Source organism: Pantoea sp. Cr_R13 (assembly GCF_029222565.1).
Classification (GTDB): domain Bacteria; phylum Pseudomonadota; class Gammaproteobacteria; order Enterobacterales; family Enterobacteriaceae; genus Pantoea; species Pantoea eucalypti.
The window spans coordinates 136,011-153,836 of record NZ_JARHXL010000016.1 but is presented as its reverse complement, the minus strand read 5'-3'; the positions used below and the strand labels follow the sequence as shown (position 1 = coordinate 153,836).

At 54.9% G+C, this 17,826-nt stretch carries 14 protein-coding genes and 2 pseudogenes; 2 read left to right on the top strand and 14 right to left on the bottom strand.

Annotation, left to right across the window (positions count from 1 at the left end):
* Positions 1-232: 232 nt before the first annotated feature.
* Positions 233-1,522 carry an MFS family transporter gene (locus P2R09_RS16835; RefSeq protein WP_003850398.1) on the top strand — a complete coding sequence of 430 codons (1,290 nt, stop codon included), beginning with the start codon at positions 233-235 and terminating at the stop codon, positions 1,520-1,522.
* 20 nt (positions 1,523-1,542) lie between these two features.
* Here the strand turns inward: P2R09_RS16835 and P2R09_RS16830 are convergent.
* The 6 genes and pseudogenes from P2R09_RS16830 to trxC form a co-directional block, all read right to left on the bottom strand.
* A pseudogene (locus tag P2R09_RS16830) lies at positions 1,543-1,797 on the bottom strand (hypothetical protein).
* Between the two features lie 73 nt (positions 1,798-1,870).
* The gene (gene pssA / locus P2R09_RS16825) at positions 1,871-3,226 is read right to left on the bottom strand and encodes a CDP-diacylglycerol--serine O-phosphatidyltransferase (RefSeq protein WP_275771416.1); all 1,356 of its coding nucleotides are present in this window, start codon (positions 3,224-3,226) and stop codon (positions 1,871-1,873) included.
* Positions 3,216-3,251: pseudogene (locus tag P2R09_RS16820) on the bottom strand (hypothetical protein). Before P2R09_RS16820 ends, pssA begins: the two are co-directional and overlap by 11 nt.
* A gap of 74 nt (positions 3,252-3,325) precedes the next feature.
* Positions 3,326-6,001, bottom strand: coding sequence for a bifunctional acetate--CoA ligase family protein/GNAT family N-acetyltransferase (locus P2R09_RS16815; RefSeq protein ID WP_275771404.1), 2,676 nt, complete (start codon positions 5,999-6,001; stop codon positions 3,326-3,328).
* A 139-nt stretch (positions 6,002-6,140) separates the two neighbouring features.
* Positions 6,141-6,818, bottom strand: coding sequence for a tRNA-uridine aminocarboxypropyltransferase (locus tag P2R09_RS16810; protein ID WP_275771402.1), 678 nt, complete (start codon positions 6,816-6,818; stop codon positions 6,141-6,143).
* A gap of 82 nt (positions 6,819-6,900) precedes the next feature.
* On the bottom strand, positions 6,901-7,320 hold the full coding sequence (trxC, locus tag P2R09_RS16805; protein ID WP_008926766.1) for a thioredoxin TrxC: 420 nt from the start codon (positions 7,318-7,320) through the stop codon (positions 6,901-6,903).
* 159 nt (positions 7,321-7,479) lie between these two features.
* On the opposite strand from trxC, the gene P2R09_RS16800 reads away from it, so the two are divergent.
* Positions 7,480-8,664 (top strand): tRNA/rRNA methyltransferase, encoded by a 1,185-nt coding sequence (locus P2R09_RS16800; RefSeq protein ID WP_275771400.1) that lies wholly within the window; start codon positions 7,480-7,482, stop codon positions 8,662-8,664.
* 36 nt (positions 8,665-8,700) lie between these two features.
* Here the strand turns inward: P2R09_RS16800 and emrB are convergent, their stop codons facing one another.
* From emrB to nrdH, 8 genes are all read right to left on the bottom strand, one after another.
* Positions 8,701-10,236, bottom strand: coding sequence for a multidrug efflux MFS transporter permease subunit EmrB (gene emrB / locus P2R09_RS16795; protein ID WP_275771398.1), 1,536 nt, complete (start codon positions 10,234-10,236; stop codon positions 8,701-8,703).
* 16 nt (positions 10,237-10,252) lie between these two features.
* On the bottom strand, positions 10,253-11,425 hold the full coding sequence (gene emrA, locus P2R09_RS16790) for a multidrug efflux MFS transporter periplasmic adaptor subunit EmrA (protein WP_003850382.1): 1,173 nt from the start codon (positions 11,423-11,425) through the stop codon (positions 10,253-10,255).
* 150 nt (positions 11,426-11,575) lie between these two features.
* A complete protein-coding gene (gene mprA / locus P2R09_RS16785; RefSeq protein ID WP_003850381.1) occupies positions 11,576-12,106 on the bottom strand; it encodes a transcriptional repressor MprA in 531 nt (176 codons plus the stop codon).
* A gap of 301 nt (positions 12,107-12,407) precedes the next feature.
* Positions 12,408-13,595, bottom strand: coding sequence for an MFS transporter (locus P2R09_RS16780; protein ID WP_275771395.1), 1,188 nt, complete (start codon positions 13,593-13,595; stop codon positions 12,408-12,410).
* Between the two features lie 258 nt (positions 13,596-13,853).
* Positions 13,854-14,813: a class 1b ribonucleoside-diphosphate reductase subunit beta gene (gene nrdF, locus P2R09_RS16775; protein WP_275771394.1), complete on the bottom strand. Its 960-nt coding sequence runs from the start codon at positions 14,811-14,813 to the stop codon at positions 13,854-13,856.
* A gap of 8 nt (positions 14,814-14,821) precedes the next feature.
* On the bottom strand, positions 14,822-16,960 hold the full coding sequence (gene nrdE / locus P2R09_RS16770; RefSeq protein ID WP_275771393.1) for a class 1b ribonucleoside-diphosphate reductase subunit alpha: 2,139 nt from the start codon (positions 16,958-16,960) through the stop codon (positions 14,822-14,824).
* Positions 16,930-17,343, bottom strand: a complete 414-nt coding sequence (nrdI, locus tag P2R09_RS16765; protein ID WP_003850364.1) for a class Ib ribonucleoside-diphosphate reductase assembly flavoprotein NrdI — start codon at positions 17,341-17,343, stop codon at positions 16,930-16,932. Before nrdI ends, nrdE begins: the two co-directional genes overlap by 31 nt.
* Positions 17,344-17,347: 4 nt before the next feature.
* Positions 17,348-17,590, bottom strand: coding sequence for a glutaredoxin-like protein NrdH (gene nrdH, locus P2R09_RS16760; protein ID WP_140033120.1), 243 nt, complete (start codon positions 17,588-17,590; stop codon positions 17,348-17,350).
* Positions 17,591-17,826: the final 236 nt, after the last annotated feature.

Sequence of the window (17,826 nt, the reverse complement as noted above, 5' to 3'; positions counted from 1 at the left end):
ATCGTGAAAAACACGCTGTATTTAGCAAAATTGTTAATGATTTTCTCGCTTCCTGCAGCGCTATCACCGGCCGGTTGCCCCTCATAATTGCCAGCAACTCGCTGATTTTTCGATAATTAGCGACATGGCTCACAAATATAATCTCGGATTACCCCGCCTTTACCTTCGGTAGACTTAAATGCTTTACTCACTCCTTTAAACGCTGTTGATCAGCAAGGAACAGAGGTAAGGCATGACACCCACTAATAATAAAACTCAGCCGGATGATACAAAGAAGCGTATCTGGGCAATCGTCGGCGCGTCATCGGGCAACCTGGTTGAATGGTTCGACTTCTATGTCTATTCATTCTTCTCGCTCTACTTTGCGCATATCTTCTTCCCAAAGGGTGACACCACAACGCAGTTATTGCAGACAGCGGGCGTTTTTGCAGCAGGATTTTTAATGCGTCCAATTGGCGGCTGGTTATTCGGCTATATTGGCGACAAGCATGGCCGAAAAAATTCGATGCTGGTTTCGGTCTGTATGATGTGTTTTGGTTCGCTGGTGATCGCCTGCCTGCCCGGTTATGCAACGATTGGCGTAGCTGCTCCCGTCATTCTGCTGCTGGCGCGTATGTTTCAGGGATTATCGGTGGGTGGGGAGTATGGGACCAGCGCAACCTACATGAGTGAAGTCGCCCTGGAAGGACGCAAGGGATTCTATGCCTCTTTCCAGTACGTCACGCTGATTGGCGGTCAGTTAGCGGCGGTGCTGACCGTGGTGGTCCTGCAATTTGTGCTCACTGATGCAGAGCTGCGCAGCTGGGGCTGGCGCATTCCGTTCTTCCTCGGCGCACTGCTCGCCGTTGTCGCATTGTGGTTACGACGCTCTCTGGAAGAAACCTCAGATAAAGCCAGCCGCGAACATCGTGATGCGGGTAGCGTCATCGGGTTACTGCGCAATCATACCCGTCCCTTCCTGATGGTGCTGGGTTTCACCGCGGGTGGCTCCCTGAGTTTTTACACCTTCACCACCTACATGCAGAAGTATCTGGTTAACACATCAGGCATGGATCCAAAGACGGCCAGCGGGCTGATGACCGGGGCACTGCTGGTCTTCATGCTGATTCAGCCGATAATCGGTGCGCTGTCAGATAAAATCGGTCGTCGCACTTCGATGATGATCTTTGGTGCGGGGGCGGCAATCTGTACAGTACCCATTCTGACCCTGCTGCAAAACGTGCAGAGCCCTGGCGTAGCTTTCCTGTTAATCATGCTGGCCTTGTTGATTACCAGCTTCTACACCGCCATCAGCGGCATTCTTAAAGCCGAAATGTTTCCGCCGCAGGTGCGTGCTCTGGGTGTCGGGCTATCATACGCAGTCGCGAATGCGCTGTTCGGTGGGTCGGCGGAGTATGTGGCGTTGCTGATGAAGCAGCAGGGGATTGAGACCACCTTCTTCTGGTATGTTTCAGCGATGGGTGCGGTAGCATTTCTGGTGTCGCTGTTGCTGCACAGACGCGGCAAAGGGATTACGCTGTAACAAGGCTACTGACTCAGATTTCACAGGGCAATGCTGCGGGTTGCATCCGCGGCATCCCACACGAACGCTTTCCAGCGCCAGCCGCTGCCATTCGGGCGGCTGTCATATCACTCTTTTCCCGCCCCAATACTTAATGAAAACAGGATGCCGATAGTCTGGTTTTGGCGGCCAGAAAGAGGCTGGCGCTGCACATATTCATTGCCTGCAGCGGCCAGCGCGGCAGAAGCGAAAACATGTTCCGCTTTATCCCGTCCGGTTCGCTGATCTTTCGCCATATCGACACATCCACTGCACAACAGCACAGCAACAGGATACTTCGCGTAATGAATGCCTCTATGGCCGCAGCGATTAAAGAATACGGCTGATCAGGCGATCGATACGTATCCGGCGCAGACGACGAATCAGTTTCCGCACTTTAGCCGGGTAATCGGCAATACTTTCAAGCTCACGGAAATGCGTCACTATCGTCGTGTTCTCACGGATTAACGTAAGCTCTTTCTCACGCTGAGCCGCTAACTCCTGATGAGGATCGTGAATCAGGACCGCATTTTCCAGATCAAGCCGCCATGCACGCGGGTTGAGGTTATTACCGGTAATCAGCTGCCATTCGTCATCAACCCACATCCCTTTAAGGTGATAACTGTTTTCACCATCCTTCCAGAGTCTCACGACCAGCTGATCGGTCGTAACATAGTAGTGCAGACGGCTCATGAAACGACGCAGATTGATTTCATACAGGTAAGGCAGCGCGCCGATAATTTTGAATGGCTCATCAGGCGCAATGTAGAAATCATTGGCGGTTTTATCACCGACGATGATCTCGACTTTTTTCCCCTGGCGCAGCAGATGAATGATATTACGCACCAGCAGGGCGGGCATGTTGAAGTAAGGGGTACAGATGATCAGCTTCTGTTCCGCACAGGGCATCAGATGGAAAATGGTTTTATTGAGCAGGCTATGCTTGCCCAGACCGACCAGCGGCGTGACCGTCAGTTCATCATTGCCGGCATTGCCTTCAAACTGGTAGTTGAAACCCCGGAGATCCTGACGGAACTGGCGTGTCTCATTTTTGATTTCAGGACTTGAGGGGCGTTCAGCAAAATCGAGCCGGTTGACGGCTTCTGCTGGCTTAAGATTCAGCGTGATCCACTCATACATAGTATCGGTCAGTTGGGGATTCCGGATAACCTGATAGCGATCATACCGATACTTATCATGCTGATGCAGGTAGACATCATTGATGCTGGCACCGCTATAGAGCAGCATATCATCAATAATGAAGCCTTTTAGATGAAGCACGCCCAGCGCTTCACGCGTATTAACCGGAATGCCATAAACCGGGATGGCAATATCCGGATAGCGTGTGGCCATTTCGCAATACCAGTCAGCATTGGTTACGCCTCGTGCTGCGCCAATTCGGCCACGTTGCGCGCGGTGCCAGTCGACCAGAATCGAAATATCCAGCGTTGGCCGCGCCTGCTTCGCGCTATAGAGCGCATCCATAACGGCACGTCCGGCGTCATCATTTTCCAGATAAAGCGCAACGATACAGATGCGTGTCTGTGCGGTCGCTATTTTCTCCAGCAACGTCTGGCGAAACTCAGCAGGCGAATAAAGTGTCGACACATCCGCAACGGATTGTGACAGTTTAGGCAGCTGTGCGAGGTGTTGTTGGTGTTTGTTACGTTTGAATTTAGACAACATCACAGTGCACTTCTTCTCTGTTCATTGCATGGCCTTTTGCCATCAAATCAGGGTTATAACCACAAATAATAACATCAACTCCGTCAATTCGAACGTTTTTTACCTTTCTCTACAAGGTGGGTTGATCTCATTCTGTAAGGACAATTTCAGGCTGACAATACCGTCATCCAGTTGAATATCAACATGAAAGTTAAGTTTGCGGGCCAGCGTAATCATGCCGCGATTATGGGGCATGGTGATACCGTTCAATTGTTGCAAGCCGTGATGTCGGGTGTAGCGGATCATCTTTTCCAGCAGACGACGGCCCATGCCTAACCCTTTCAGGTCAGAACGGACCAGCACCGAAAATTCCGCATCAATGTTATCCGCATCAGAGATAGCGCGGGTTACGCCGATGATCTCAGGTCGTCCCTGATGCTGACGCACCGCTACGATCGCCATCTCACGGTCATAATCGATCTGAGTCATATTGGCGAGATCATCATGGGTGAATTCATTGATTTCACTGAAGTAGCGGTAGTAAAGGTCTTCTTTGGTCACCTGGCTGATGAAGTCGCGCAGCAGAGGTTCATCTTCTGGCAGGATCGGCCGGAACAGGCAGAATTGCCCATTCTTTAATTCCACCTGCTCCTCAAGATGCTGAGGATAAGGACGAATTGCCAGCCGCGCTTCGTTATCGCCATCAAACGGAGCCAGCGTCAGCGTGACATCCAGCAGAGTAAAATCATTACCCGCTGCCAGTAGCGGATGAATATCCAGTCGCTGGATCTCCGGGCAATCCACCACCAGGTTAGAGACCTGCACCAGCAACTGGCTTAAACCGGGGATATCCAGCGGATTCAGGGCGCTACGGCTGCGGATTTTTCCGCTCTTGATTGCCTGAATCACCAGATAGCGTGCCAGAGTCATATTCAGCGGAGGCAAGGCAACCGCAGCCTGTTTATCGGCCTGCCATTCAACGCCGCCTTCGCCCAGCATAATGATTGGGCCAAACAGGGCATCCTGTTCTACCACGACCCGCAACTCCTGCGCGCCCGCACGGCTGGCCATGCTCTGAACCAGCAGTCCTTCAATACGCGCCTGCGGCAGCGTCTGTCTGACCCGATCAAAAATGGCCTCAGCGGCATGCTCTACTTCGCTGGCATTGCGCAGATAGAGCATTACACCCTGAACCTCCGACTTATGGGCGATATCGGGTGAACGCAGTTTCAGCGCCACTGGATAGCCAATCTGATCGGCAATCGCCACAGCCGATGTGCTGTCGCTGGCGATCCAGGTCGGCAGCGTCGCCAGCCCGTATGCCTGCAATACGGGCTGCACTTCGTGGGTATCCAGCGCGGTAACGCCGAGCGACAGCGCCTGTGACAGCAACTGGTGAGCCTGAGCGCTATCCTGCTTCAGTGTTGTGGGCAGGGCAGGGGTTTCACGCAGCTGCTTCTGGTTACGGCGATACTCAACCTGATGCATAAAGGCGGTGACGGTGCCTTCCGGCGTGCGCCAGGTTGGGATGCCCGCCTGCGTAAAGGCACGACGTGCAGCCTGTGAAGAGAACTCGCCGCTCCAGTTGGTCAGCAGCGTCACCAGCTTACCGCGCGGGTGACGGGCAATGGTGTTGATCAGATGTGCGGCCGTTTCAGTTGCGGGTGCGACCGCGCTTGGTGCATGAATAATCATTAATGCATCAAGTTCATGGCTGTTGAGCAGAATCTCCACACAGGCGGCATAACGTTCCGCTGTGGCGTCATCTTTTAAATCCAGCGGATTACCGCGACCTGCACCCGCGGGTAGCAGCGCCTCCAGTTGCTGACGTGTCTCATCGCTGAGCTGCGCCAGTTTTCCGTTACGGGCATAGAGTTCATCCAGCGCCAGTGCGGCAGGTGCGGCTCCATTGCTGATGATCATCAGTCTGTCGCCTCGCAGCGGGCGCATATGGCTTAGCGACTCAACGGCGGAGAACAGCTCATGAGTATCCTGGACCCGCAGCAATCCGGCGCGCTGAATGGCCGCATCCCAGGCGGCGTCAAGGCCGCTGTGGGTGCCAAGCAGCGCCTGTGCTTCGCGGCTGCGACCACTCTTGATGATCAATATCGGTTTATTACGCGAGGCACTGCGGGAAGCGGAAACAAAACGACGCGCGTCGCTGAGGTGCTCAAGATAGAGCAGGATGGCGCTGGTCTTGCCGTCACGAGCCAGGAAGTCGAGCAGGTCATCGACATCGGTATCCAGACTGTCACCCAGCGCAATAAACCAGGAGAAACCGAGATTACGCTGCTGCGCCCAGTCGAGAATGGTATTAGAGACGGCGGCGGACTGGGAGATAAACGCGATGCGGCCTTTCTCAATTGGCACCGGCGAGAAGCTGGCATTTAATCCCTGCCAGGGCGCCAGCAGGCCCAGACTGTTCGGTCCCAGCAGACGTATCTGCCATTTACTTGCGCAGGCTTTGAGCTCGGCCGACTGGCTGGCAGGCGCGGAGAGGATAATGCAGGCCTTGCAGCCTTTTTCGCCAAGCTGTTGCAGCAACTCAAGGTTACGTTTCGAGTGGGTACAGATCACCGCCAGGTCGGGCGCGAAAGGTAAGCTGTCGATGGTGGGCCAGGCGAGCACGCCGCTCACTGCTTTATATTTTGGCGTCACGGGCAAAACCGGCCCGCTAAAACCGCCCGCCAGCAGGTTACGCATCATAAAGTATCCGGCACGCCCGGGCGTGATCGAGGCACCAATCACCGCAATTGATTTAGGTCGTAACAGCGCTTCCAGTCCGCGTTGGCTCATCTCGCCCTCCAGAGATCGGGATTTGCGTGATTGTAAACGCTTTTTGCTGGCAGTGCTTCCGGACAGATCGCAGGCTGAAGATCCGGATCTTAGGATCGGTCAGCCCAGGCGCTCGCCTGCCGGAAGAAGAGGGATGCGGTTAAGCCTGTCCGGCGTGATGCGGTTTCCCTGCCAGGTAGGCCGCACGGAACTGATCAAAATGATGAGATAGTACTTCTGCCGCCAGCCGATCGCCCGCCTGGGCCAGCAGCGCCGCGGCCACTTCAGCGGTACAGTGCTGACCTTCGCCGTGTGCCTCCCGCAGTGTATAGCGCGAAGGGGTGCTCACATCCAGCGACATCACCGGCAGGGCGTCGAGCCAGGGGCTTTTGCGGAACATCTTGCGTGCTTCGGTCCAGGTGCCATCCAGCATAATAAACAGCGGCGGCTTGCCGCTGGTGGGTGGCGTTGTCAGCACCTCGCGACCGGGATCCGCATAGGCGGCCGGAAAGACGACAAGCGGCTGATAATCAGGATTGCGCACGGCCGCCAGCAGCAGCGGATCCGGCTCGGTGCGTGACCAGCCAAACGCCTGGGTATCCGGCAGAATATCGGCAATCAGACGCCCGGTGTTGCTCGGTTTCATCGGCTCGGTATCAAACATTACCAGGCAGAAGCGGCTACGGGCAGACGCAGGCACGATCTGACTGCAAAGACAGTTGGCTTCGGGCAGCAGACAACCCTGGCAGCGAATGACACGATTTCCACGCGCAAGGAAAGGACGGGTGGCACGCGCCAGGCGTTGGGTGCGCAAGCGCAAAACAGCATTATCAGACATGAGGTTTCAGGGCAGGAAAAAACGTCAGTGTAATCGAAGCGCAGGTGAAAAGGAAAAGGCCAGACTGGCTGGCCTCTAAATATTACAGTGATTCATCCAGCCATTCGTTAAACGGTGCCTTGGGCATGGCACCATTCAGCATGTCCACCCGCTCGCCGTTCTTAAACAGCATGATGGTAGGAATACTGCGAATGTTGAAACGGGCGCTCAGGGCCGGTTCCGCTTCGGTGTTCACTTTAATAAAGCGGACTTTCCCGCTGCGCTCGCTGGCGACATCTTTAAACACGGGCGCAAAATTGACGCAGGGACCGCACCAGGGCGCCCAGAAATCGATCACCACCGGCAGATCGTCCTGCAGATATTTGTCAAAGTTAGCACTGGTGGCATTGACCACCTCGCCATCAAACAACGCATTTCCGCAGCGGCCGCATTTCGCCGCATCGGCAAGGCGTTCTTCAGGAACGCGATTGGTTGCCTGGCAGGAAGCGCATACCGTATTCATAGGAACCTCTGAGGTTTAAAAGTGTCAGTCTGGTAATTGTTGTCCATTATGAAAGAGGGCGGATTCCTGCTCAATCTGGATTGCTCTATAGGTTCAATAGTTGATAGCTAAGCGCCAGCACATCAGGTAATCTGCGCGCTCTCAATGCAGGAGGAAGATATGAACGACGAATATAAAGGCAAGAGCGGCAAGGTTAAGGTGATGTACGTGCGTGGCGAGGACGATAAAAGTGCGCGTGCGCCGAATCCTCGTACAGGCAAAGGTGGTCACGCTGCTGCCCGCCAGGATGATAATCGTCGTTCATCTGGCCCCCGTACAGAACGCAGTCAGGAAGGTGGTCGCTCCGCGGGTCGTCGCAGCGACGACACCGGTCGTAGCAGTTCACCGCGCCGTGACGAAGGCGGACGTAGTGCGCCTCGCCGTTCAGACGAGGGTGCAGGTCGCCGCAACGATCGTGGCGATGATAGCCGTGGCGCCTATGGCAGCAGCGACTCCCCATGGCGCACCGTATCACGCGCGCCATCAGCTGACCGTGCTGCATCGCCTGAGAGTGATAAGCCCGATCATGGTGGCATCAGCGGCAAGAGCTTTGTTGATCCTGAGCAGATCCGTCGTCAGCGTAACGAAGAAACCCGCGTTTATGGTGAGAACGCCTGTCAGGCACTGTTCCAGAGTCGTCCGGAAGCGATTGTTCGCGCCTGGTTCATTCAGGAAGTGACTCCGCGTTTCCGTGAATCGCTGCGCTGGCTGGCGGCGAACCGCAAAGCCTATCACGTGGTAGAAGATGCAGAGATCACCAAGGCGTCAGGCACTGAGCATCACGGTGGCGTCTGCTTCCTGATCAAAAAGCGTATGGGTATGGCGGTTTCGGAATGGCTGAGCCAGGCAACAACCAAAGATTGCGTACTGGCACTGGAAGATGTCAGTAACCCGCATAACCTGGGCGCGATTATGCGCAGCTGTGCGCACTTTGGCGTAAAAGGTTTGCTGGTGAACGATGCCTCACTGCTGGAGTCAGGCGCAGCAGTGCGTACCGCAGAAGGCGGTGCCGAGCATGTTCAGGCCATCAGCGGCGCAACCTTCAGCGAAGGTCTGGAAGCGTTCCGTAAAGCGGGTTACACCATCGTGACCACCTCCAGCCATCAGGGCACGCCGCTGGCGCAGGCTCAGCTGCCGGAGAAAATGGTGCTGGTATTAGGTCAGGAGCGTGAAGGTCTTTCTGACACCGCGTTCAAACAGGGTGACATGAGCCTGTCGATTGGCGGCACCGGCAACGTGGAAAGTCTCAACGTTTCGGTCGCAACCGGCGTACTGCTCGCCGAATGGTGGCGTCAGAACGCATAAAAAAACGGGCCGAAAGGCCCGTTTTGCTTTGTCACGTCAGTGTGCGCCACCGCCGCCACCGCCTGCACCAAACGGCGGACGGGCAAACCAGATCAGCACCAGCAGGATCAGGAATACCCCCGCCGATGCCCAGAAAATTTCATTCGCTGAAATGATCAGTCCCTGATTGGTAATCTGCTGAGCAATATAAGCCGATGCCTGCTGCTGCGTCATTCCCAGGCTCTCCAGCTGGCTATACATCTGCTGTGAATTAATGTTGTACGGGGTAATCGACTCGGTCATATAGCTATGATGCATCGACTCGCGATTCGTCCACATCGTGGTTGTAATCGACGTGCCTACCGAGCCAGCAAACGTACGCATAAAGTTCGACAGGCTGGATGCTGCGGCCATGCGCTCCGGCGGCAGTCCGGACAGCGTAATGGTCGTCAGCGGCATAAAGAAGCAGGCTACGGCAAAGCCCTGGATAAACTGTGGCCAGGCTGAGGCACCAAAGTCCATCCCCGGTTCAAATGTATACGCGCGCCAGTAGAAGCAGATGGCATACATAATGAAGCTGAATGTGACCAGCCGTCGCATGTCGAGCTTATGCGCAAAGCGACCAATAATCGGCGACAGGATTACCGGTATGATGCCTACCGGTGCCGACGCCAGGCCTGCCCAGGTTGCGGTATAACCGTAAACCTCCTGCAGCAGCTGCGGTAACAGGACTATCGAGCCGAAGTAGAGCATGTACGCCAGACTGATCGACAGACAGCCGATGGTAAAATTGCGCGACTTAAACAGGGACAGGTCGATGATCGGGTGATCGTCCGTCAGCTCCCAGACCAGCAGGACTGAGAGCGCAATCAATGCCACGACCCCTAACACGATAATCTCGGGCGAGTTAAACCAGTCGAGCTCCTTTCCGCGATCCAGCATGACCTGTAAACAGCCGATCCCCACGACCAGCAGCACCAGCCCGACCATGTCGATCCGCCGGATTTCGGTTTTGGTTTCCCGGCCACGCAGCGTTTGCAGCGTCAGTATGACCACGGCCACACCAATCGGCACGTTGATAAAGAAGATCCAGCCCCAGTGATAATTATCGCTGATCCAGCCGCCCAGTATCGGGCCACAGATCGGCGCGACGATCACCGTCATCGCCCACAGCGACAGTGCCAGACTGCGCTTAGCGGGCGGATAGTTGTTGAGCAGCAGACTTTGCGACAGCGGGATCAATGGACCCGCAACAATCCCCTGAATGACACGGAAAAAGATCAGCATCTCCAGGCTATCTGACATACCACATGCCCATGAGGCGATGGCAAACAGAATGGTCGACCAGGTGAACAACTTCACTTCACCAATGCGCTTTGCCAGCCAGCCGGTCAGCGGGATCGAGATCGCATTCGCGACACCAAACGAGGTGATTACCCATGTACCCTGAGAGTTCGACGCGCCCAGGTTCCCGGCAATCGTGGGGATAGCCACGTTGGCGATGGTCGAGTCCAGCACCTGCATGAACGTCGCCAGCGACAGCGCAACGGTCATCAGGACCAGCGGCATCCCTTCAAGCGGTTTTTGTGCCATTACAGCCTCCGCGTCATCATCCGGCGTTGGCGCGGACAATATCGGTGATCAGCTGATTGACCGGCGCAAGGTCAATCGCCAGGGCATTGCTGCTGTAAGCGGCCTGCTGGCGGACGCTGGTAGCCAGCACACTGCCTTCGTTGCTGGTGGTATCGATTTTGACCAGCGTGGAGAGGCCGATGCGCAGTGGATGTCTGGCGATGTCTTCCTGATTCAGTTCGATACGAACCGGCAGGCGCTGAACCACTTTGATCCAGTTACCGGTAGCATTCTGTGCAGGCAGCAGAGAGAAGGCGCTGCCGGTGCCCATATCCAGTCCTGCGACTTTGCCATGATAAACGACGTCGTCACCGTAGATGTCGGCAACCACGGTGGCAGGCTGACCAATGCGTACGCCAGCCAGCTGGGTCTCTTTGAAGTTGGCATCGACCCACAAATTCGTTGCAGGCACAACAGCCAGCAGCGGGGTGCTGGTGGAGATTTGCGAACCGACCTGCACGCTGCGACGTGAAACAAAACCATCCATCGGGCTGCGGATCTCGGTGCGCTGCAGTGCCAGCCAGGCATCACGCAACTCAGCTGCGCTCTGTTGCACAGCTGGCTGATTCTCCAGCGAGGTATTAAGGATCATCGCCTGATTAGCATTATATTGCTGAATCGCGACATCCAGCTGCGCTTTAGCCGTCGCGACAGCGTCCCGGGCGTGCTGCAACTCTTCACGGCCAATCAGGTTAGCTGCACCCAATGGCTCACGACGTTTCAGGTCGGCCTGTGCCTGCGCCAGCGCGGTTTGCTGCAACGTAATGCTGGCCTGGTACTGTTTGCCATTGATCATCAGCTGATGCGTCTGACGCACGCTGGTGGCCAGTGCCGTCTGTGCTTTTTCAAACGCCTGTTCAGCATCCGTCTTATCGAGTGAAACCAGCACATCGCCCTTTTTGACGAAATCGGTATCTTCAAACCAGACTTTGTTCACGCTACCGGAAACCTGTGCCATCACCTGCACCTGATTACCAGCAACATAGGCGTCATCGGTCTCCTGAAAATGGCGCAGGACCAGGAACCAGTAAACCCCCCAGGCAATACCAATCAGCACAAAGATCAGCGCCAGCACAATGAGCACACTTTTGCGCTTCTTCTTTTTACTGGCTGACGGTTGCGGACTTTGTGCTTCTGCCGTTGCACTCATGACTTTCTCCACGTTTTCCATTTAGACGGGCAGCAGAAATCCATTTCTGCCAGCGCCCGAGTCGAAAAAGCCAGCGACTAGGCGCTGGCCAGATAAAAAAGGAAGTTAAAATAACGATTTCGACGGGTGATTGTGTCGCACTTATTGCTATTAGCGGGACAGCGAGGCGATCAGCTGATCTTCATCCATTTTATCAAGACGATTAAGCAGCTTACGGGTAATACCTTCCAGCTGGGATTTCTCATCGACTGACAGCGACGACCAGAGATACTGCAGGCTCTGATGCTGAGGGGGCAGCAACTGACGCAGGAACTCCATGCCTTTATCGGTCAGATGCAGGTGCAGGCAACGACGGTCGTGATCGCTTTCGCGACGCTCAATCCAGCCGCGCTTCTCCAGCTCATCGGCAATGCGTGTCGCATTGGTGCGTGAAGAGCCAAGGGCTGAACTGAGTTCAGAAGGCTGAATGCTGTGGTTTTCCTGCGCATCCAGCGTAATCAACGCCATGAACAGGGTTTCATTAATCCCCTGTGCTTTCAGCATCTTATTGCGGTTGTCCAGCAGTTTACCCTGCATATGCATACAGAGACGCGTCAGAATAATTTCCTGTAACGGAAAATCCTTATGGCGATTGGCACGGATGTTTAGCATCTGCTCAATGGGAGTAAACGAACTTTCCATTAAAAAAAACCTCACTAATTGCAACTTGTATAATAACTATGGTGACAGGGTAAGCGTAGTCACTTTTTGGCAGGTGATCGCTCTCAGACCCGCACTCTGTACCATCAAAGGTATTCCAGGCCACTCCCTGGCCTTGGGTCAAAAACCCGTACACCCGGCGGCAGCGCTGAGCCGGGGCGTTTTCAAAAGAGGGCAAATTTAATAATATCGCGAGGAAAAATAACCGAAGTGAATAGCTTTGTTACTAACCATAACAAACCTAACCATTTGTGACCAGACCCTTGCACTGTCGGGCCAGGATTCAGTTGATTATTTCCGGCTCAAAGCGCGATCCCTTTGCCCAGATCAGCAGATTAGTCAGCGTAAGCAGTGCGCCAGCGACACAGACGCCATGCCAGCCCCACAGATGATAAGCGGTGGCGGAGAGCAGCGAACCCGCCGCACCACCTATAAAGTAGCTGGTCATGTAACCTGCATTCAGACGGTTACGCGCCTCCGGCATCTGCGCATAGATCACGCTTTGATTGGTGATATGGACAGCCTGCACCGCCAGATCCAGCAGCAGAATGCCGATAATAAGCGGCACCAGCTGCGCTGCGCCCCATGCAATAGCGGCCCAGGAGAGCAACATGAGCAGCAGGCCGAGTCGGGTCGTCAGCTTCGCTTTACCCCTGTCAGCCAGTGAGCCCGCCTGACGAGCGGCCAGCGCCCCTGCGGCACCGACCAGCCCCAGCAGGCCGATCTCACCTTCTGAGAAGTGATAGGGCGCGCCAGAAAGCAGAAACGCCATTGAGGTCCACAGCAGGCTGAAATTGGCAAACGCGAGGCAGCCGGTCCACGCGCGGGTGCGGATCACGCGATTACCTGCATACAGGCGAAAGATAGAGGCCAGCAGTTGTGGATAGCTCATTGGCACGGACTGCTTAACACGTGGCAGCGCTCGCCACAGCGCCAGCGCCATCACGACCATCAGCAAACTGGCTGTCCAGTAGACCGTTCGCCAGCCGCCAAGTTGTGCGAGGCCGCCTGCCACGGTGCGCGCCAGCAGAATCCCCAGCAGCAAACCGCTCATGACGGTACCAACGATTTTACCGTGCCGCTCCGGCTCGGCCAGTGTGGCAGCCAGCGGCACCAGGATTTGCGCAGCGACTGAAAACAGGCCAGTCATGACTGTGCCCAGCAGTAAAAAGAGAAATGAGTGCGAAAGGGCGATGATGACCATGCCCGCCGCAGCCAGCAGGATCATCGTCACAATCAGGCTGCGTCGTTCAAAGCGATCGCCTAACGGCACCAGCAACAGCAAGCCGCAGGCATAGCCAAGTTGCGCCGTGGTGACAATAAACCCGGCAAGGCTCACAGAGAGATCAAACTGTTGGGCGATGGTATTAAGCAGTGGCTGAACGTAGTAGTTACTGGCTACACAGAGGCCGGTTGCTACCGACATCAGAACCACTAAAGCAGGCGTCAGACCCTGGCGAGTCGCATTCATAAACAGCATCGGTCGCTAATAATCATTTGAGGTTAATAATAACTCAAAAAACTATTTCACACGCATGTTTATTAACAGGCCATACCAGTCTTAACGAGAGATTTGAACAACGGTAGAAGAGGCGTGCCCTGAGAGGGTTGTGGCAACTTACGGCTCAGGGCTTAACGTCTCACAGACAACTCAGAAGTTTAAAGCGATGGGAGTATCTTTATCCGCAATCGCAGGTCATCCTGACAATCAGGATGACCTGCCCGATCCTCAGAAATTCCAGTCTTCATCTTCGGTTTCGACCGCTTTCCCCATCACATAGGAGGAGCCTGAACCGGAGAAGAAGTCGTGGTTCTCGTCAGCATTGGGTGACAGCGCCGACAGAATGGCCGGATTTACCGCCGTCAGCTCAGCCGGGAACAGCGCCTCGTAGCCCAGATTCATCAGCGCTTTGTTGGCGTTGTAGTGCAGGAAAGTTTTCACCTCTTCCACCCAGCCGACATCGGCATAGAGCGCCTCGGTGTAAGCCACTTCATTCTCATACAGCGCCAGCAGCAGATTATAGGCGAACTGCTGCAGCTCTTCGCGACGCAGATCGTCAGCCGTGGCCAGCGCCTGCTGGTATTTGTAGCCGATGTAGTAACCGTGCACCGCTTCATCGCGAATAATCAGGCGAATCAGGTCTGCAGTATTGGTCAGCTTGCCCCGGCTCGACCAGTACATCGGCAGCCAGAAGCCGGAATAGAACAGGAACGACTCCAGAAAAACGCTGGCGATCTTCTTCTTCAGCGGATCATCCGCCTGGTAGTGTTCCAGGATGATGCGCGCCTTGTTCTGCAGCGGTACATTCTCTTCGCTCCACTGATAGGCGGCATCCACATCCTGCGTATTACACAGGGTTGAGAAGATAGAACTGTAAGAGCGCGCATGGACGGCTTCCATAAAGCTGATGTTCGACAGCACCGCCTCTTCGTGTGGCGTAATCGCATCGTCCATCAGTCCCGGCGCGCCGATCACGTTCTGGATGGTGTCCAGCAGCGTCAGGCCGGTAAAGACCCGGATGGTCAGTTGCTGCTGCTGTTTATCCAGCGTCTGCCAGGCGGGCAGATCGTTAGAGAGCGGCACCTTCTCTGGCAGCCAGAAGTTGCTGGTGAGACGATTCCACACCTCAAGATCTTTCTCATCCTGAATGCGATTCCAGTTAATAGCCTGAATTTGTTTAAGTTTCATCGTTTTCATTACAGGGAGCATGAGACGCAGCCCTGAACCTCCGTGCCCTGAAGCGCCATCTGACGCAGTCGAATGTAATAAAGCGTTTTGATCCCTTTTTTCCACGCGTAAATCTGCGCTTTGTTGATGTCGCGGGTCGTGACGTCATCGCGGAAAAACAGCGTCAGTGACAGGCCCTGATCGACGTGCTGAGTCGCTTCTGCGTAGGTATCAATAATCGCTTCCGGCCCAATCTGATACGCATCCTGATAGAGGTGGAGATTCTCATTGGTCATAAACGGCGCGGGATAGTAGACGCGACCGGTTTTACCCTCTTTGCGGATCTCTATAGGGGAGACAATCGGATGGATGCTGGAGGTGGCATGATTGATGTAGGAGATCGAACCGGTCGGCGGGATCGCCTGGAGGTTCTGATTAAACAGCCCATGCTGCATCACTGCGTCACGCAGCGCCTGCCAGTCCGCCTGGGTCGGCAGTGTCAGTCCGGCATCGGCAAACAGCCTAGTCACCCGTTCAGTGCGCGGCAGCCATTCCCGCTGCAGATATTTATCGAAGTAAACACCGCTGGCGTATTGCGAATCCGCAAAGCCGTCGAACGTCTTCTGATGCTCCTGCGCCAGTTGATTAGAGGTGCGCAACGCATAGTAGGTGATGCAATAGAAGTAGAGATTGGTGAAATCCAGCGCTTCCGGTGAGCCGTAGGCGATGCCTTCCCGCGCCAGAAAGCCGTGCAGGTTCATCTGACCCAGCCCAATGGCGTGTGAACGACGGTTACCTTCGGCGACCGACGGCACCGAGCCAATCTCGCTCATCATCGACACCGAGGTCAGGGCGCGAACCGCCACATCCACGGTGCGCCCCAGATCGCGCGAATCCATGGCGTGTGCAATATTCAGGGAGCCAAGATTACAGGAGATATCTTTGCCGATACGGCGATAGCTCAGGTCATCATGGTACTCGCTGGCGCTGTTCACCTGCAGAATCTCAGAGCAGAGGTTACTCATATTGATGCGACCGGCAATCGGGTTGCTGCGGTTCACGCTGTCCTCATACATGATATAGGGATAGCCCGACTCAAACTGAATTTCGGCCAGCGTCTGGAAGAAGTCGCGTGGCTGAATAAAGGTTTTACGGATGCGATCGTCCGCCAGCATCTCCTCATACTTCTCGCTGATACTGATATCGCCAAAGGCCTGACCGTAAATCCGCTCAACATCATAGGGCGAGAACAGCGCCATGGGTTTGTTCTCTTTCGCCAGCTGAAAAGTGATATCAGGAATAACCACGCCCAGCGACAGCGTTTTAATGCGGATCTTCTCGTCGGCATTTTCGCGTTTGGTATCCAGAAAGCGGAAAATATCGGGATGATGTGCATTGAGCCAGACTGCGCCGGCGCCCTGACGCGCACCAAGCTGATTCGCATAGGAGAAGGCATCTTCCAGCATTTTCATTACGGGGATAACGCCCGACGATTGATTTTCAATACGTTTAATCGGCGCACCAGACTCACGCAGGTTCGACAGTAGAAAGGCGACGCCGCCGCCGCGCTTTGACAGCTGCAATGCCGAGTTCACTGCGCGACCAATCGACTCCATATTGTCTTCGATGCGTAGCAGGAAGCAGGAGACCAGCTCACCGCGCTGCTGTTTGCCGCAGTTCAGAAAGGTCGGCGTCGCGGGCTGGAAGCGGCCGCTGAGGATCTCCTCCAGCAGCGCTCGCGCCAGCGTTTCATCGCCCTGAGCCAGAGTCAGTGCCACCATGCAGGCGCGCTGTTCGAAGGTTTCCAGATAGCGTTTTCCGTCAAAGGTCTTCAGGGTATAGCTGGTGTAGTACTTCCAGGCGCCCAGAAAAGTTTTGAACTCAAATCCCCACTTCTCCGCCACCTCATGCAGCTCAAGCAGAAAATCAAAATCGTACTGATTCAGCACATCCGCTTCGTAATAGCTCTCCGCCACCAGATAGCGTAAACGCTCGGCGTTGCTGGAGAAGGGGACGGTATTAGGTTGCACATGCTGCAGATAAAACTGACGTGTCGCTTCGCGATCCTTGTCGAACTGGATGCGGCCGTCAGCATCGTAGAGGTTCAGCATGGCATTGAGGGCGTGATAATCGAGCGTCACGCCGTTGAGGGTATCTGTTGTTGCCAAAATTGGGTTACTCCCGCTTTAACTTTCGCAATATCGTCAGGGGTTCCCATTAGCTCGAAGCGATAAAGACAAGGAACCTGACATTTTTTTGCAATGATGCTGCCCGCCAGGCAGTAACCGGCACCGAAGTTACGGTTGCCTGCTGCGATCACGCCACGAATACCACGGCGGTTCGCCTCATCATTAAGAAACTGAATCACCTGACCGGGCACTGCACCGCGACTGCTGCCACCGCCATAGCTGGGTACCACCAGAATATAGGGCTGGTCGATATGCAACTGATCACGGGCATCAAGCGGGATGCGCCAGGCGGGCAGGCCGAGGCGCGTGACAAACCGGTGGGTGTTTTCCGACTGGCTGGAAAAATAGACCAGCGGGAACATGCGCTTAGCCCCCGACGGCAGAAAGAGATCGCAGAGTGGCGATCTTGTCCGGGCGGAAGCCGCTCCAGTGATCGTTATCTGCCATCACCACCGGCACCTGGCGGTAACCCAGTGATTTCAGGTTGTCGATCGCTTCCGGCTCGCTGTCGAGATTGATTAACTGATAGGCGAGACCCTGACGGTCCATCGCATTTTTGGTCGCCGTGCACTGGACACAGTTATCTTTAGTGTAAATAATAATGCGCATGATTCGTATTTCCTTCTATATGCGGTTCCGATGCCCGAAAACTAAGCAGACGCGACAGGTTGCGGGCATCATTGTGACGAACATCGGGTGTCGTGCTGATGAGCTGAATACTAGATGTAGTGGTTTTTGTGGTCAAGCCCACCAGATATAGGGTTTTATGATTTGTATTTGCGCAAAAGAGGAAAAGCCAGCAGGGATGCGCCCTGCAGCCTGGAAAAATCTTTTGTAAATGTTGC

Excerpts from the sequence above, each read along its gene's own strand:
- P2R09_RS16835 (WP_003850398.1), top strand. The coding sequence starts at position 233 with ATGACACCCACTAATAATAAAACTCAGCCGGATGATACAAAGAAGCGT.
- pssA (WP_275771416.1), bottom strand. The coding sequence starts at position 3,226 with ATGTTGTCTAAATTCAAACGTAACAAACACCAACAACACCTCGCACAG.
- P2R09_RS16815 (WP_275771404.1), bottom strand. The coding sequence starts at position 6,001 with ATGAGCCAACGCGGACTGGAAGCGCTGTTACGACCTAAATCAATTGCG.
- P2R09_RS16810 (WP_275771402.1), bottom strand. The coding sequence starts at position 6,818 with ATGTCTGATAATGCTGTTTTGCGCTTGCGCACCCAACGCCTGGCGCGT.
- trxC (WP_008926766.1), bottom strand. The coding sequence starts at position 7,320 with ATGAATACGGTATGCGCTTCCTGCCAGGCAACCAATCGCGTTCCTGAA.
- P2R09_RS16800 (WP_275771400.1), top strand. The coding sequence starts at position 7,480 with ATGAACGACGAATATAAAGGCAAGAGCGGCAAGGTTAAGGTGATGTAC.
- emrB (WP_275771398.1), bottom strand. The coding sequence starts at position 10,236 with ATGGCACAAAAACCGCTTGAAGGGATGCCGCTGGTCCTGATGACCGTT.
- emrA (WP_003850382.1), bottom strand. The coding sequence starts at position 11,425 with ATGAGTGCAACGGCAGAAGCACAAAGTCCGCAACCGTCAGCCAGTAAA.
- mprA (WP_003850381.1), bottom strand. The coding sequence starts at position 12,106 with ATGGAAAGTTCGTTTACTCCCATTGAGCAGATGCTAAACATCCGTGCC.
- P2R09_RS16780 (WP_275771395.1), bottom strand. The coding sequence starts at position 13,595 with ATGAATGCGACTCGCCAGGGTCTGACGCCTGCTTTAGTGGTTCTGATG.
- nrdF (WP_275771394.1), bottom strand. The coding sequence starts at position 14,813 with ATGAAACTTAAACAAATTCAGGCTATTAACTGGAATCGCATTCAGGAT.
- nrdI (WP_003850364.1), bottom strand. The coding sequence starts at position 17,343 with ATGTTCCCGCTGGTCTATTTTTCCAGCCAGTCGGAAAACACCCACCGG.
- nrdH (WP_140033120.1), bottom strand. The coding sequence starts at position 17,590 with ATGCGCATTATTATTTACACTAAAGATAACTGTGTCCAGTGCACGGCG.